The following is a 16,772-nucleotide window of genomic DNA, read 5'->3' as shown; positions in this document are numbered from 1 at the left end:
CTTTCACCTCCTAGATTTAGGTACGAGATGAGTATTTTCTCACTTATTTCATGTGTCAATACAACAAAAATCATTCTACCAAAGGATTGAAGGAATTGCAATACATAAATGCAAAGAATATTTACTTGACAGTTTGAGCAAACTGAATTGTGGAGGTGCAATATGAAAAAAATTGACTGGAATCGAACAGATTTAATTGATGAAACAGCAGAAGTCGTCCAACATCAAACAAAAGAGCAAAAGGAAACATTGGAACGCGAACGTGGCATTCACATGGAAGAATCCCAACAAAATCGTGTCAAAATCACAAAAGTTGAAGTGAATGCTGCAGGGGAAGAAAGAATAAGTAAAAAGCAGGGCACGTATATAACGTTGTCCATCCCTACATTAACATCAGAAGACCGCCATGGTTTTGAACAAATGCAGGAGTCTTTAATCCATTACCTGCACGATCTGCACAAAGATATAAAAATTACGGCGGATTCAAAAATTTTAGTGATTGGCTTAGGGAACAAGACGATTACCCCGGATGCGATCGGTCCTTATACAATCGATGCCATGCATAAAAAACAGTCAGAACTGGATTCACCAAAGTTTATTTTGTATGCGCCGGGTGTTACCGGCCAAACAGGATTTGAAACAAGTGATTATATCCATGCATTGGCAGAAAGAATTAAACCTGCGCTCGTCATTATTATCGATGCGCTTGCAACGAGCGGAAGTGCCCGATTATGCCGTACTATCCAGCTAACTGATACAGGTATCCATCCAGGAGGCGGGGTCGGCAACCATCGCAAAGAAGTATCCAAGGAAGTGCTCGGCGTTCCGGTAACAGCAATCGGCGTTCCGACCGTTGTGGAAGCCCCGATTTTAATCGCTGATGCAATTGATGTTGCATTCAGATCAATTGCGGCTAAAATCCAGGAAAGAGGGAAACCGTCCGGCAAGCTTTCCGTAACAAGCTGGACACCTGTAAACGAAGAGGTCGATTTAACGACAGTCGAACCGATTTTCGGTCAGTGGGCGACATGGCCGACTGAAGACCGAAGACAATTATTTGAAGAAGTTTTCAGCACCCATCCCGAGCGATTGATGGTTACACCGAAAGAAGTCGACTTCTGGCTTAGTCAATATGCATTTCTACTAGGTGAAAGCTTGTTTACATGGCTTGATGAAAAACAAAAAGCCGGAAATTAGCCGGCAATTTTTTTCTGAACAATAAAAACTAGTTATACGTTCTAAGTTTTACTCTTTTCCCATATTGTATTGGAGAAAGGGTGATGTGTTTGCGGAAACTAAAACGCTTCTCATTATTGTTCTTATTTTTATTTTCACTGCCTATTATTATTGGGCAATTCCCTTTTCCAAATAATGAAATGACTACACAAAAAATTAAAAGTGAACGTCCGCACGTTGTTTATGCGGCGACAGAGCCAATAGACACAGTACCTGAAGAACCGAAAGTCGATCCATTCGATGTACTGCTGATGTTCACACATTCACACGAGTCCTATAAGCCGATCGTCAAGAAAACAAAAGGGATGCAGGCAGTCTATGATGAAGAAATGAATATCTTTTCACTCCAGGAAATGATGCAGCACTATCTTGAATTAAACGGTTTAACACCACATATTGTTGATTTTGATGTTATGACCGAAATGAAACAGGTTGATGCGACATTTCACCAGGCATACAAAGTGGCGCGACCTGTATTGGCCGAGTATTTGGAAGGAAGCAAATATGATCTTGTCATCGATTTCCATCGGGATTCAGCACCTAAAAAAGTGACGACGCTTACAGCAAATAATGAACAATATGCAAAAATTGCATTTGTCGTCGGTGCAGAACATCCTGCATATGAAGCGAATTTAGCTTATGCAACAACGCTAAGCGAGCAAGTGAATCGAATTGTGCCTGGCGTTTCACGCGGAATTATGAAAAAGTCGGGAACTGGTGTTGACGGTGTTTACAATCAGGATCTTGCGACTAATGTATTGCTGATTGAACTTGGAGGCATAGACAATACGGAAGAAGAGCTTCAACGTACAATGGCGATTTTAGCGCAGGCGATTCGGGTTGCTTTTGTTGAATCAGCAGCTTAAGTATTATTTGAAATACAAAATAGCAGGCGGGTAGTGTGAAGTTGATGAGCCATATCAGTACGGCTGCCCACTCGAATATGAAAAACCGCATTTCGCAAAAGTTTGGTGCGAAATGCGGTTTTCCTATTGCAGGTGAAGGTTCGCTGTTGTCGTTTCACTACAATTCATAGTATAATTTAAAATACGTTATGCCTCTATTGTTCCATTACTTCAAATTATGGAGAATAGAGGCTGTATTTTAGTAGAAAAGTAAATGGATGAATAACCTACATATGTAGTGACACCAAACCCTAAATGGGCTCAGGTGTTTTTTCTAATTAGGAGAGGAATTATACATGAACCGAGAACAACGTTTAAAACGACAAGAAAATATCCGAAATTTCTCGATTATTGCACATATCGACCACGGGAAATCAACACTTGCTGACCGTTTATTGGAAAAGACGCAAACTGTTACACAACGAGAAATGAAGTCACAGCTTCTGGATTCGATGGATCTGGAGCGTGAGCGCGGAATTACAATTAAATTAAATGCCGTACAATTAAAATATAATGCTAAAAATGGCGAAATCTATACTTTCCATCTGATCGACACACCGGGTCACGTCGATTTCACATATGAAGTATCACGTTCATTAGCGGCATGTGAAGGTGCCATTTTAGTAGTCGATGCCGCACAGGGAATTGAAGCACAAACGCTTGCAAACGTATATTTGGCTCTGGACAATGACCTTGAAATTTTACCGGTTATCAATAAAATCGACTTGCCTGCTGCAGACCCGGAACGTGTCCGCGCAGAAGTGGAAGATGTAATTGGACTGGATGCTTCTGAAGCAGTGCTTGCATCAGCAAAAGCAGGAATTGGAATCGAGGATATTTTGGAACAGGTCGTTGAAAAAGTACCTGCCCCACAAGGTGATCCTGATGCTCCATTACAAGCATTAATTTTTGACTCTGTATATGATGCCTATAAAGGTGTTATTATCTCGATCCGTATTGTAAATGGTACTGTGAAAGCCGGAGATACAATTAAAATGATGGCAACAGGTGCAGAATTTGAAGTAATCGAAGTAGGAATCCATACACCGAAAGCAATACCGCAAGCTGAACTGACAGTTGGGGATGTAGGTTATTTAACAGCATCCATCAAAAATGTTCAGGACACACGTGTAGGTGATACTGTAACTTTTGCTGGCAGCCGTGCCGCTACAGAACCGCTTCCGGGTTACCGTAAATTAAATCCGATGGTATATTGCGGCCTTTATCCGATTGATACTGCCAAATACAACGATTTACGTGAAGCACTTGAAAAACTGGAATTAAACGATTCTGCACTCCAATATGAGGCAGAAACTTCTCAGGCATTAGGCTTCGGTTTCCGATGCGGATTCTTAGGGCTATTGCACATGGAAATTATTCAGGAGCGTATTGAGCGTGAGTTCAACATTGATTTAATCACGACTGCGCCTTCTGTAATTTATGAAGTGACAAAAACTGATGGTTCGGTATTAAAAGTCGATAACCCGTCAATGATGCCGGATCCGCAAAAAATCGACCGCATTGAAGAGCCGTACGTAAAAGCGACAATTATGGTACCAAACGATTATGTAGGTGCTGTAATGGAACTTTGCCAGAAAAAACGCGGTAACTTCTCAGGGATGGATTACATCGATGACTCGCGTGTAAAAATCGTTTATGAAATGCCTTTAGCGGAAATCGTATACGACTTCTTTGATTTCCTGAAATCGAATACGAAAGGCTATGCGTCGTTCGATTATGAATTAATCGGATACCAGCCTTCTAAATTAAGCAAAATGGATATTCTATTGAACGGTGAACAAGTCGATGCGCTAAGCTTCATCGTACACAAAGATTTTGCATATGAACGCGGAAAAGTAATTGTAGAGAAATTAAAAGAACTGATTCCTCGTCAACAATTCGAAGTACCGGTGCAGGCTGCGATCGGTCAAAAAATCATTGCCCGCTCGACAATTAAATCGATGGGTAAAAACGTACTTGCAAAATGTTACGGCGGTGACATTTCACGTAAACGTAAATTACTTGAAAAGCAAAAAGCAGGTAAAAAACGTATGAAGCAAGTAGGTTCGGTAGAGGTACCTCAGGAAGCATTCATGGCTGTACTGAAAATGGATGATAGTAAATAGGATTTGTAAAAAGGCAGATAGAGCAATCTTTCTGCCTTTTGTTTTTAGATGAAAAGTTTACTGAAATGTTTTTTGAAAATGAGGTAGGAAATATGACCGATATTTTAAATTTTTTGCAATATAAAAATGAAAAACTGGAAAGTGAATTGAATAAATTGTTTGAACGGGCCAACTCTCCGGGCGGCCGTGTAGACGCACTGTTGGAAAACAAAGCGGTGAAGCTGGAGGACCACAAGCTGTTTTTGGCATTTTTAGCGTATTTAGCACAACAGAACATTGAAGCGAAACGACTGTTTCAGGATGTTCTGCGCCTGCCAAAGCATCAATTTGAAGCGCAATATGAAATGAACTGGGCACAGGTAATTAAATTGAGTGTCACATTTTTTACAATTTTACGTAATAATGACTTAAATAGTTACAAACAATTTATCGACTAGCTTGTAACAACCGGCAACAGTTCGCTATAATGATGAAATGAGTTAAGGTAATAAATGATAGGGGGGCAAGTAGTCGATGAATGAAGAACAACGACTAGCTAGTCAGCAGATTAAACAACCTAAGGAAGAAAAAGACTATAGTAAATATTTCGAAAAAGTATTTACAGCTCCTTCACTAAAAGACGCGAAAAAACGCGGTAAAGAAGAAGTAAAGTATCATAAAGATTTTGATATTGAAGAAAAATTTCTTGGAATGGGACAGGATCGTAAGTTTTATATTCGAACATACGGCTGTCAAATGAATGAGCACGATACGGAAGTAATGGCTGGTATTTTCATGCAGCTTGGCTATACACCGACTGAAATGATTGAAGAAGCGGATGTTGTTTTACTAAACACGTGCGCAATCCGTGAAAATGCGGAAAATAAAGTATTCGGTGAGCTGGGCTTCCTGTTAAAATATAAACGTAAAAATCCGGAAATGCTGATCGGCGTCTGCGGATGTATGTCGCAAGAAGAGTCTGTTGTGAACAAAATATTAAAACAGTATCAGCATGTTGATATGGTGTTCGGCACACATAATATCCACCGATTACCGAATATTTTACACGATGCCTATATGTCTAAGGAAATGGTTGTTGAAGTATGGTCAAAAGAAGGCGATGTCATCGAAAACCTTCCGAAAAAACGTATTGGCTCGATTAAAGCTTGGGTGAATATTATGTACGGCTGCGACAAGTTCTGTACATATTGTATTGTTCCATATACACGGGGCAAGGAACGTTCACGTCGACCTGAAGAAATTATCCAGGAAGTGCGTGAATTGGCAGCACAAGGCTATAAAGAAATTATGCTATTAGGCCAAAATGTCAATGCATACGGGAAAGACTTTGATGATATCGAATATCGACTTGGTGATTTAATGGATGAACTCCGTAAAATCGATATTCCGCGCATTCGTTTTACAACAAGTCATCCGCGCGACTTTGATGATCATTTAATCAAAGTCTTGGCAAAAGGCGGAAATCTCGTTGATCATATTCATTTACCGGTACAATCGGGTTCAAATGAAATTTTAAAAATTATGGCTCGTAAATATACACGTGAGCATTTCCTGCAATTAGTCGATAAGATTAAAGCGGCTATTCCGGGCGTAACATTGACAACTGATATCATTGTAGGCTATCCGAATGAAACAGAAGAGCAATTCCAGGAAACGCTTGATTTGTATCGACAAGTTGGCTTTGATATGGCGTTCACATATATTTATTCGCCTCGTGAAGGAACACCGGCTGCTAAAATGGTCGATAATGTAACAGAAGAAGAAAAGAAAGATCGTCTGCACCGTTTGAATGCGATTGTCGGGGAGTATTCTGCAAAAGCGCTCAAAGACTTGGAAGGTCAAACAGTAGAAGTTTTAGTTGAAGGCAGCAGTAAAAGACGCGATGATGTGTTAGCTGGGTATACGCGCAAAAACCGTCTTGTTAACTTTAAGGCAGATCCAAAATATATTGGAAAGCTTGTAAATGTAAAAATTTTAGAAGCAAAATCATACTCATTAATGGGTGAATTTGTAGAAGAAGTGACAAAAGAGGGGGAGTTCGTAAGATGACAACAAAATTATATACAAAAGATGAGATTGTAGAAAAAGCAAAAGAAATTGCCCATATGATTGCGAATACCGAAGAAGTTGAATTTTTCAAAAAAGCAGAAGAACAAATCAATGAAAACCAATTTGTACGCGAAAAAATTGCTTCATTAAAAGCACTGCAAAAACAGGCAGTTAACTTCCAACACTTAGGGAAAGAAAAAGCGCTTAAAATGATTGAAGGCAAGATTACAGGAATTGAAACAGAAATCGACGAACTACCAGTCGTTCAACAATTTAAACAATCACAGACAGAAGTAAATGAACTGTTACAATTAGTATCAAATGCCATAGCGAACAATGTTACAGATGAAGTTATTGCTTCGACTGGCGGAGATTTACTAAAAGGCGAAACAGGCTCAAAGGTACGTAATAGTACACCAGGCTCATGCTCTTAAAATGATTTTAAGAGGCTGGGACATAAGTATAATTATTGCTAAATAAAAGGAAAGCCTTTATTAAGAAATGGATATATTGCAAAATTGATTGGAATGGAGGGCGACTCCTGCGGGAATAGCGTGACGCCTGAGACTAGGAACAAAAGCTAAGAACGCCACGTCCTGTGGCAACGCTTTTGTGACCAACATCCTGTTGGCCTCACGCCCGCGGAAAGCGTCCCGGAATGGAAATCAATTTTAACGCTCAGCAAAAAAATGCTATTTTTCTTTCAGAGAAAAATAGCATTTTTGGGTTATGTCCCAACCTCTTTTTTAAATTTAATATTCTAAAACCTTAACAGTATGTGTAAATAATGGTGTCGATATTCCTACTTTCTTTTGTTATAATTTAAGTTAGTTAGAACTATATGGGAAGGACTTTGCCTATGTACGAATATGACGATCTAAATGTAAGTGATGAAGGAATGTACGTTTGGTTATGTCAGATGGCCAGGCAGATAGATGCGGCAGTAGCAATTATCAACCCCAATAAAGGTTATACAATTGATTTTACCAATCAGCTCTTTCTGCAAACAACAGGGTACGATGAAGCTGATGTAATCGGGTCGACATTTTCATTACTGCAAGGGCCTCTTACAGATATGGTAAATGAAAATTCAATTCGGGAAAGTATTGAAAATGGACTCACTTTTAAAACTTCATCCTTTCATTACCGTAAAGATGGTTATGCATTCTGGAATGAAGTCCGTCATTTGCCAATGTTCAATCAGCAGGGAATACTCCAATATTGTGTCATCATTATGAAAGATGTAACAGACTCCATGAACATCGAATCATTGATTGAGTTGGAACGTGAAGTGTACTTCAGTCTGGAAACAGGACATCCAATCGAAAATGTCTTACGCAATATTTGCAGAACGGTTGAAATAACTTTCGGAAAGAAATGTCACTGCTCCATCGTACTTGTTGATGAAAATGACCGGATGATTAATATTTACGGGGAAATGTGGAGAGATTTGAAAGAGCTCGATGAAAATGTTTTATTAATGGATCTCAAAGACAAAAGAAAAAACAATAAACCGCTTATTATTAAAGATTTGGAGCAATCGGTCTATCATGAAGCATATCAGCCGATTATTGAAAAGTATCATTTAGTTTCAATGTGGAGCCAGCCAATTTTAAACTCGGAAGAAAAAACAATCGGCTTATTTACAATGTACTTTGAGCAACGGGCAGAACCAAAAGCGATTGAAATAAAATTTATGAATCGAATTGCACCCATTGTCACGCTCGCATTAAAATATTTTGATCAGAAAAGTGCAATTCACCGTCTTGCTTTTCAGGATGTAGCATCCGGATTGAATAATTATGAGTGCTTTAAAATCGTTTTAAAAGAGTTTGCTGCGGAACACCCTAATGGGCATTTATATATTATTGAACCCGGAGAATACCAAAATATAATTGATTTATATGGCCGCCAAGGCGGGGATGAAGTGCTGCGTCAGCTTGCCAAAAGAATTCAGAATATCTCGACATTCGGGGATTCGATCATTGCGAGATACACACATTCATCAATTATTGTAGCAACGTCACTGTCATTGAGGGAAATGAATATCCCACCCGTCGAAGCGGATCATGTTTTATCGGAGCCGTATTATATTGATGAAAAAGAAGTGTATTTAACTTTAAAAATAGGAACTTCATCTTTTAGTTCCAGTACTAACTACATAGAAACAGTCCGCCAGGCGGATAATGCATTATCAAGTGCGCTGAAAGTAACGGGCAGTGCTATTAAAAGCTTTAATATGGGATTAATTGAGTCGGTCGAACAAGAGATGAAAATACTGGCCCATTTTACACGCGGTTTAAAAAACAGCGAATTTTTCCCGATGCTCCAGCCGAAAGTGAACTTGATGACAGGGGAAATTGAAAGTTTTGAAGCATTGGCACGCTGGAATTCGGCCGATTTAGGTTTTGTTTCGCCAACGCTGTTTATTCCGGTTGCAGAAAATACCGGCAATATTTATAAGGTAGACCTCGAAATTTTCAAAAAGGTACTTCAATGGCAAAAACAGCGTCATGATGCGGGAATGAAATTGTATCAAGTATCGATCAATATATCACCGAGTCATTTTTATAATCCGGCATTTGTGGAAAGTTCCGTTGCCCTTATTGAAAGCTATAAAATCGATCCCAAATTCATAAAATTTGAAATTACCGAAAGTGTCGAACTGGAAGATGTATTACGGGCAAAAAAAATTATCGATGAGCTGCAACAGCTTGGCATTGAAACATCGATTGATGATTTTGGTGTTGGCTATTCCTCACTGAGTTATTTGCAGGAACTGCCGTTTAAAGAAATAAAAATTGATAAAAGTTTCGTCGATGATTTAGCGAATCCCCGGATGAATGCCGTTATAAAAACGATTATTCAGCTTTCGGATAACTTGAGCATGGTATCGGTGGCAGAAGGCATCGAAACAGAAGAACAGCACCTTGAATTAAAGCGATTAGGCTGTCAGGTGGGCCAAGGATATTATTACTACAAACCGATGCCTATTAAACAAATTAATGAACTGCTGGATAACGAGATAAAAATTTCTTTCAGCAAATAAAACTCTCAGTGGGACAAAAATATGGGCGAAACAACAAAAGGCTATGTAGGCCATATCCCGCAAGAAATACAATCTACAAAAGAGACATTTGAGCGAAGGGATAGGAAAAGCGCTACTACAATTAAGGTTTGTAGTAGTTTTTTCTTTTCTAAAAACTCATTTCACCCTTTAGGCACCTGCCGCATACAATAAGTCGAGCAGTTGAAGAAAGGAGAGATGTTCGGTGAAGCGTTTACGTCAAATTGTGACGAAAGCAGTTATTGCGAAAGGGAAGAAGCGTACCGAATGTGTAGAAACGCTCTGTCCACCGAATGCGCCAACGAGCATATTAGGTTGCTGGGTGATTAATCATCATTACCAGGCAAAGCGTAATGGTAAATTTGTTGAGGTGACAGGGAAGTTTGATGTGAATGTATGGTATGCATATAACAATCATTCAAAAACAGCAGTGCATACGGAGACGATTTCCTATAAGGATCGTGTCAAACTGTCATTCCGTGACGGTGAAGAAGTTGATTCGAATGATGTGAAAGTCCGTGTATTACAAGCGCCGAATTGTATTGAGGCAATCATTACAAAGCAAGGCGACAAGATCCAGGTAACCGTTGAGCGTGAATTTTTAGTGGAAATTATCGGGGAAACGACAATTGTCATTAATGTACACCCGCTTGATTTTGAGGATGAATGGTCGTTTGAAGAAAGTTCACAACAGCCATCCAGCAGTTCATCATCTTCGTCATCATCGTCGTCCGATTCCGGCGGCAAAGATTTTGGCAAAGATTATGATTCCTCATCTTTTTCATAAAAGAATCTATCGTTAAACAGCAAATGTTTGGGCATAAAGAATTGTAAAAATCTATCGTAAACAGTTGGGAATTGTTTGAAGATTACTTTCAGACAATTCCTTTTCTTTGCGTTTGCAAGGCAAAATGCAAGTCAAATGGTATAATACTTGTACAAGTTTTAGCAAGTGAGGGAAATAAACATGACTACATATACACCGATGATGCAACAATATTTGCTCGTAAAACAAGATTACAAAGATGCTTTTTTATTTTACCGTCTAGGCGATTTTTATGAATTGTTTTTTGATGATGCCATTAAAGCGTCACAGTTGCTGGAAATTACATTAACAGCTCGTGCGGGGAATACCGATAATCCAATACCGATGTGTGGGGTCCCGCATCATTCTGCACAAGGCTATATCGAAACACTTGTGGCAAAAGGTTTTAAAGTGGCTGTATGTGAACAGACGGAAGATCCAAAGCATGCAAAAGGTGTTGTGAAACGTGAAGTCGTACAAGTAATTACACCGGGAACGATTACAGAAGGGAAAGCACTTGACGGGAAATCAAATCATTTTATTGCAGCGGCTGAAAGTAATGAAGATGGTGAGATCGTATTCGCCTATTTGGACGTATCGACAGGTGAAGCAAACTGTTCGGTTATTGAAGGAAGTGCAAAACAATTAATTCAGCAAGTCCAGGCCTATGCAATAAAAGAACTGATTGTGACCGAACAGCTGCAGTTACTTCTTGCCGATTATGCGGAAGTGGGAGGCATCGTCCTGTCTCTTGAAACAGAAGAAATGGATACAGATAAGGCGGACCAGTATGTTGCACACTTGCCGGTACAGCTGCAAGGTGTGGCAAAGCGATTATTACAATACGTTGAGCGGACGCAAATGCGTTCATTATCGCATATACAGCCGTTTGCCTATACGGAAGCGGATAATTTCCTTCGCATCGATACGAATTCCAAACGTAATTTGGAGCTGATTCAGTCCATACGCGGCGGAGATTCTAAAGGAACATTGCTGTGGCTTTTAGACGAAACAGTAACAGCAATGGGCGGCCGAAAACTGAAACAGTGGATGCATCAGCCGCTCGCAAAGAAAAATGCGATTGAGGCGAGACAGGCGATTGTTACGGAATTGCTTGAAGACTTCTTTTTACGCGATGAATTAACGACACTGCTGAAAAATGTCTATGATTTGGAACGTCTGGCAGGGCGTGTAGCATTTGGTTCTGTTGGTGGACGCGATCTGGCACAGCTGCGCGAATCGCTACGACAAGTACCAATGATCCAGCAAATGCTTGTAAACAGCGGGTTGGAAAAGTGTATGGTACTTGGTCAAAAGCTGGACGTGTGCGCAGATATTGAACAATTGCTGGCAGAAGCGATTACCGAACATCCGCCCATTTCGATCAAAGAAGGCGATGTCATTCGCGACGGGTACAATGCACAGCTCGATGAATATCGTGATGCATCCCGCAATGGGAAGGACTGGATTGCCCAGCTTGAGCAGAAAGAACGCGAACTGACAGGGATAAAAAATCTGAAAATCGGCTATAACCGCGTGTTCGGCTATTATATCGAAATTACAAAATCCCATTTGAATAATGCGGACCTGGCACGCTTTGAACGAAAACAAACTTTGGCGAATGCTGAACGTTTTATTACCGAAGAATTAAAAGAAAAAGAGGCACTGATCTTGAACGCTGAGGAGCAGAGCCTTGCATTGGAATATGATTTATTTGTAGCATTGCGAGAACAGTTAAAAGGGTATATACCACGCGTTCAGGCATTGGCTGCCCAGATCAGTGAGCTTGATGTTCTGATGAGCTTTGCGACGGTAACAGACAAATACCGTTTTACAAAGCCGGTATTCCATGAAGGGCGTGCCTTGAAAATTATTGAAGGAAGACACCCGGTTGTTGAAAAAATGCTCAATAAACAAAGCTATGTCCCAAATGATTGTGTGCTGACAGATGAAAAAAATATGATGCTGATTACCGGTCCGAACATGTCGGGTAAAAGTACGTATATGCGCCAAGTGGCACTGATCGTCGTTTTGGCACAAATGGGGTGCTATGTACCGGCTGACGAAGCAATCCTGCCGATTACCGACCAGATTTTCACGCGCATCGGTGCAGCCGACGACCTGGCGGCAGGTCAATCGACATTTATGGTGGAAATGCTTGAATCACAGCATGCCATTACACATGCAACAAAAAACAGTTTGCTGTTATTTGATGAAATCGGACGCGGTACTTCAACATATGACGGAATGAGTCTGGCGCAGGCAATGATGGAATACATTCATGATGAAATCGGAGCAAACACATTATTTTCAACTCATTATCACGAACTGACGGATTTGGAAAACGAGCTGGCAAGGCTGCAAAATGTTCATGTCAGTGCAACCGAGCAGGACGGCCGAGTGGTATTTTTGCATAAAGTGAAAAAAGGTGCTGCGGATAAAAGCTACGGTGTGCATGTGGCAGAACTTGCGGAAATGCCGGAAACGATTTTACAGCGTGCCCGTATTTTACTGGAGCAGTTTGAAGCTACGAATGCTGAAAAGCCGCAAGCGATCCATTACGAACAACAACCACCACAAAGTCCGCAAATAACGGAACAGGTGGCAGAGGACGATTTGCAGCTTTCATTATTTACAATAGAGGAAGAACCAGCAATCGCACCAGAACATCAAGAAGTACTCGATGCATTGAAAAAACTGAATGTGATGGGTACAACACCAATGCAGGCGATGACATTATTACATGAACTGCAGCAAAAATTATTAGGAAATTAATAAGGAGGGAACGGCTTTGGGAAAAATTCAAATAATGGATGAGTGGCTATCGAATAAAATTGCAGCCGGTGAAGTGGTGGAACGCCCTTCATCTGTTGTAAAAGAGCTAGTAGAAAATGCAATCGATGCAGGCAGTACGTCAATCGAAATTTTCCTGGAAGAAGCTGGCCTTCAATCGATACAAGTCATTGACAACGGAAGTGGTATGGACGAAGAGGATGCACTTAAATCCTTTTCACGCCATGCCACATCAAAAATAGAAAAAGAACAGGATCTGTTCCGGATTCGAACACTGGGTTTCCGTGGTGAAGCATTGGCATCGATTGCTTCGGTTTCCAAGTTAACTTTACGTACATCGGACGGGAATGGAGGTGTGCACCTGTATATGGAAGGCGGTCATTTGAAGGAACATCAGCCGACCGCCCTACGCAGGGGGACTGATATTACGGTTGCCCAGCTGTTCTTCAATACACCGGCGCGCCTGAAATATTTAAAAACGATTCAGACCGAGCTTGGACACACAATCGATTTTGTAAACCGGATTGCACTTGGCTATCCAACAATTGCGGTTAAACTTGTGCATAATGGGCAAACATTATTGCAAACGAACGGGCGCGGTCAGGTCCAGCAAGTTTTGGCAGCTATTTACGGTGCACATAATGCGAAGAAAATGCTGCCATTTGAAGGTCAAAATCAAGATTATAAAATTCACGGTTATGCAAGCTTGCCTGAGGTGACGCGTGCTTCGAAAAACTATATGTCGCTGTTCGTCAATGGACGCTGGGTCAAACATTTCGTGATTCAGAAGGCGATTACAGATGCATACCATACGTATTTACCGATTGAGCGATATCCGATCGTACTTTTGTATGTTGAGGGTGATCCGCAATTAACCGATGTCAATGTGCATCCGGCGAAACATCAGGTGCGCTTGAGTAAAGAACCGGAACTGCTGAAGCTTATTGAAGATACGATCCGTACTGCGATCCGCGATGTGATCCGCATACCACTCGCTGAAAAAAAAGAAAAGCCGGTTCGAACACCGACGGAGCAGATGAATATTTGGAATCCTGCTCCGGCATCCTCACAGCAGCCGACATTCAATGAAGATAAGCTGTCGACTATTGTTGAGCGATTATCAAGTGAAGCTTCTGTTGTAAAAGAGCCGTATGCGCCGGTTCCGACTTCGACTAAACAACAACCGGCCGTAGAGATTGATTCAACATCTATAACGGAAAGCGGTGAACAGCATAATCGGTCCGATTTCGATGAGCTTCCATCTGTTGATGAGGAAATCTATATGGAACAGACACCATTGGAAGAAACCGAAACAAAAAAGCATTTCCCACAAGTTGAAATTGTCGGTCAGATTCACGGAACATATATTGTAGCCCAAATGGAAGACGGTTTTTATTTAATTGACCAGCATGCAGCCCAGGAGCGGATCAAGTATGAGTATTTCCGGGATAAAGTCGGAGAAGTGAATGCAAACGAACGTCAGACACTCCTTATGCCGTTAACATTCCATTATGCTGCAGATGAAGCATTGCGTCTGATGGAATCGAAGGAAGCACTAGAAGAAGTAGGAGTTTTCTTGGAAGAATTCGGACTTTCTTCATTTGTTGTACGGGAATATCCAACATGGTTCCCGAAAGGCGAGGAACAGGAAATTATCGAGGAATTAATCGAACAAGTGTTAAGTGCAAGGAAAACGGATATAAAGAAATTACGGGAAGATGCGGCGATTATGATGAGCTGCAAAAAATCGATTAAAGCGAACCACTATTTAAACAAAGAACAGATGGAAAGGCTGATCAATGATTTACGAAATGCCGACAATCCGTTTACATGTCCACATGGAAGACCTGTACTCATTCATTTCACGTCTTATGAAGTGGAGAAAATGTTTAAACGCGTAATGTAATTCATACACAAGGGGATGGTTTTATGGAGCAAAGGTCATTTTTTGTCACCATGTCAGACGGGCATGATATTTTCGTCCGTACGTATGCACCGAGTAAAAAGCGTATTGGACATATTCATATTTTGCACGGGATGTCGGAACATAGCGGGCGTTATGAAAATTTCGCTGAAAAGCTTTGTGACGAAGGATACTTTGTAACTGCTCATGATCATCGGGGACATGGTTTTACAGCGCAAAAAAACGGCATGTTCGGTTATTTCGGACCTGAAAAGGGTTTTGAACGTGTTGTAGAGGATGTTGTAGAAGTGCTCTCCTATTTAAAGAAAGAAACAACAGAGCAGCCTATTTTATTCGCTCACAGTATGGGCTCGTTCATAGCCCGCCGTTTTATTCAACAATATAGCGATAAAATTGAACGGTTGATTTTATCGGGAACGGGATCACCGACATTGCTTCATAAGGCAGGACATATTATCGCGAAGCAGCTGGTAAATATGCAGGGGGCACAAATACAGAGTGATTTTATGAATGATCTTAGTTTCAGCAGTTTTAATCGAAAAATTAAGAATGCGAAAACAAACTTCGACTGGCTTACTACCGATGAAGAAGAGGTACAAAAATATATTGCCGATCCATTTTGCGGTGTAATCCCAACGAATCAATTTTTCGTTGATTTAACGGGAGGCATGCTGAAGATGGAAGATGAACAGGCTAATGCGCGTATCCGGTCTGACTTAAAAATACTCGTGGCAAACGGGACATACGATCCGATTGCAGGTCCTGAAGCAGAAGGAGCGTTTCGAGTCGGAAAACTGTTTGCACAGGCAGGTGTAGAGCATGTGAAGGTGCATATATTTGAAGGAATGCGCCATGAAATCCTTAATGAAAAAAAGAAGGAACTAGTAAAAGAAATAATTGTACGGTGGTTAAAAGATGAATAATAAAATCGATGTCGTGGCCATTATCGGTCCTACAGCATCCGGAAAAACAGCGCTAAGTATCCGCTTGGCAAAAGAGATTGACGGTGAAATTATAAACGGGGATTCCATGCAGATCTATCGCCATATGGATATCGGAACGGCCAAAATTACCGAAGCCGAAATGGAAGGTGTGCCGCATCACTTACTCGATATTAAAGAACCGACGGAAGGATTTTCGGTTGCGGAATATCAGCAGCTTGTTCGCGGTAAAATTGAAGAGATCCAAGCCCGAGGAAAAATGCCGATCATTGTCGGAGGAACGGGGCTATACGTACAATCTGTCCTGTATGATTTTCAGTTTGCCAAACAGGAAGTGGATGAAGCAGCACGCGAAAACTATTATAAAGAACTTGAAGAACTAGGTCCTGAAGCGATGCATGCAAAACTCGTGCAATTGGACCCGGCTGCTGCCGCATCCATCCATCCGAATAATACAAGACGTGTTATTCGGGCACTGGAAATGGCAGAACTGGCAGGAGTTTCTCGAGCGGAAGAGCAATTCAACCGGGGCGATATTCCGTTATATAACCATTTAATTATCGGGTTGGATATGGATCGTGAAAAGTTATATGAAAGAATTAACTTACGTGTGGATCTGATGATGGAAGCAGGTCTTGTTGAAGAAGTACGGGCATTATATGATGCGGGAATACGTGATGTTCAGGCGATTAAAGCAATCGGCTATAAAGAATTGTACGCGCATTTCGATGGACTTATTTCACTTGATGAAGCAGTGGAGCAGATTAAACAAAACTCCAGACGCTATGCGAAGCGCCAGCTTACCTATTTCCGAAACAAAATGGATATTGCGTGGATCGGAAATGATTGGAATAAAATAAAAAGTTTGTTTGAAACTCATTAAAAATAAAGGGAAATTTTGTCCGCATAACGAATAGGTAACTATT

The 16,772-nt window shown here is 40.9% G+C and carries 12 protein-coding genes; all 12 read left to right on the top strand.

Features of this window, described 5'->3' with window-relative positions; genetic code table 11:
- The first annotated feature begins 162 nt into the window (after positions 1–162).
- The 12 genes from gpr (at position 163) to miaA (ending at position 16,729) form a co-directional block, all read left to right on the top strand.
- A complete protein-coding gene (gene gpr, locus MKY51_RS11220) occupies positions 163–1,197 on the top strand; it encodes a GPR endopeptidase (protein WP_339172067.1) in 1,035 nt (344 codons plus the stop codon).
- 83 nt (positions 1,198–1,280) lie between these two features.
- Positions 1,281–2,102 (top strand): stage II sporulation protein P, encoded by an 822-nt coding sequence (gene spoIIP / locus MKY51_RS11215; RefSeq protein WP_339172065.1) that lies wholly within the window; start codon positions 1,281–1,283, stop codon positions 2,100–2,102.
- A gap of 335 nt (positions 2,103–2,437) precedes the next feature.
- On the top strand, positions 2,438–4,267 hold the full coding sequence (lepA, locus tag MKY51_RS11210) for a translation elongation factor 4 (protein ID WP_339172063.1): 1,830 nt from the start codon (positions 2,438–2,440) through the stop codon (positions 4,265–4,267).
- Between the two features lie 92 nt (positions 4,268–4,359).
- Positions 4,360–4,704 (top strand): hypothetical protein, encoded by a 345-nt coding sequence (locus tag MKY51_RS11205; protein ID WP_339172061.1) that lies wholly within the window; start codon positions 4,360–4,362, stop codon positions 4,702–4,704.
- 76 nt (positions 4,705–4,780) lie between these two features.
- Complete coding sequence (gene miaB / locus MKY51_RS11200) at positions 4,781–6,316, top strand: tRNA (N6-isopentenyl adenosine(37)-C2)-methylthiotransferase MiaB (protein ID WP_339172058.1); 1,536 nt, start codon at positions 4,781–4,783, stop codon at positions 6,314–6,316.
- Entirely contained in the window at positions 6,313–6,750 is a 438-nt protein-coding gene (locus MKY51_RS11195; RefSeq protein ID WP_339172056.1) for a RicAFT regulatory complex protein RicA family protein, read from the top strand. Before miaB ends, MKY51_RS11195 begins: the two co-directional genes overlap by 4 nt.
- Positions 6,751–7,175: 425 nt before the next feature.
- Positions 7,176–9,365, top strand: a complete 2,190-nt coding sequence (locus MKY51_RS11190) for an EAL domain-containing protein (protein WP_339172053.1) — start codon at positions 7,176–7,178, stop codon at positions 9,363–9,365.
- A gap of 223 nt (positions 9,366–9,588) precedes the next feature.
- Positions 9,589–10,170, top strand: coding sequence for an outer spore coat protein CotE (gene cotE, locus MKY51_RS11185; protein ID WP_339172050.1), 582 nt, complete (start codon positions 9,589–9,591; stop codon positions 10,168–10,170).
- 180 nt (positions 10,171–10,350) lie between these two features.
- Positions 10,351–12,963, top strand: coding sequence for a DNA mismatch repair protein MutS (mutS, locus tag MKY51_RS11180; protein ID WP_339172047.1), 2,613 nt, complete (start codon positions 10,351–10,353; stop codon positions 12,961–12,963).
- A gap of 16 nt (positions 12,964–12,979) precedes the next feature.
- A complete protein-coding gene (gene mutL, locus MKY51_RS11175; protein ID WP_339172045.1) occupies positions 12,980–14,887 on the top strand; it encodes a DNA mismatch repair endonuclease MutL in 1,908 nt (635 codons plus the stop codon).
- A gap of 23 nt (positions 14,888–14,910) precedes the next feature.
- Positions 14,911–15,828: an alpha/beta fold hydrolase gene (locus MKY51_RS11170; protein ID WP_339172043.1), complete on the top strand. Its 918-nt coding sequence runs from the start codon at positions 14,911–14,913 to the stop codon at positions 15,826–15,828.
- Complete coding sequence (gene miaA, locus MKY51_RS11165) at positions 15,821–16,729, top strand: tRNA (adenosine(37)-N6)-dimethylallyltransferase MiaA (RefSeq protein ID WP_339172042.1); 909 nt, start codon at positions 15,821–15,823, stop codon at positions 16,727–16,729. The genes MKY51_RS11170 and miaA overlap by 8 nt, the downstream gene beginning before the upstream one ends.
- Positions 16,730–16,772 lie beyond the last annotated feature (43 nt).

Source organism: Solibacillus sp. FSL R5-0691 (assembly GCF_037974225.1).
Lineage (GTDB): Bacteria > Bacillota > Bacilli > Bacillales_A > Planococcaceae > Solibacillus.
The sequence above is the reverse complement of the archived record's forward strand: the minus strand, read 5'-3'. Positions and strand labels throughout refer to the sequence as shown.

Excerpts from the sequence above, each read along its gene's own strand:
- gpr (WP_339172067.1), top strand. The coding sequence starts at position 163 with ATGAAAAAAATTGACTGGAATCGAACAGATTTAATTGATGAAACAGCA.
- spoIIP (WP_339172065.1), top strand. The coding sequence starts at position 1,281 with ATGTGTTTGCGGAAACTAAAACGCTTCTCATTATTGTTCTTATTTTTA.
- lepA (WP_339172063.1), top strand. The coding sequence starts at position 2,438 with ATGAACCGAGAACAACGTTTAAAACGACAAGAAAATATCCGAAATTTC.
- MKY51_RS11205 (WP_339172061.1), top strand. The coding sequence starts at position 4,360 with ATGACCGATATTTTAAATTTTTTGCAATATAAAAATGAAAAACTGGAA.
- miaB (WP_339172058.1), top strand. The coding sequence starts at position 4,781 with ATGAATGAAGAACAACGACTAGCTAGTCAGCAGATTAAACAACCTAAG.
- MKY51_RS11195 (WP_339172056.1), top strand. The coding sequence starts at position 6,313 with ATGACAACAAAATTATATACAAAAGATGAGATTGTAGAAAAAGCAAAA.
- MKY51_RS11190 (WP_339172053.1), top strand. The coding sequence starts at position 7,176 with ATGTACGAATATGACGATCTAAATGTAAGTGATGAAGGAATGTACGTT.
- mutS (WP_339172047.1), top strand. The coding sequence starts at position 10,351 with ATGACTACATATACACCGATGATGCAACAATATTTGCTCGTAAAACAA.
- MKY51_RS11170 (WP_339172043.1), top strand. The coding sequence starts at position 14,911 with ATGGAGCAAAGGTCATTTTTTGTCACCATGTCAGACGGGCATGATATT.
- miaA (WP_339172042.1), top strand. The coding sequence starts at position 15,821 with ATGAATAATAAAATCGATGTCGTGGCCATTATCGGTCCTACAGCATCC.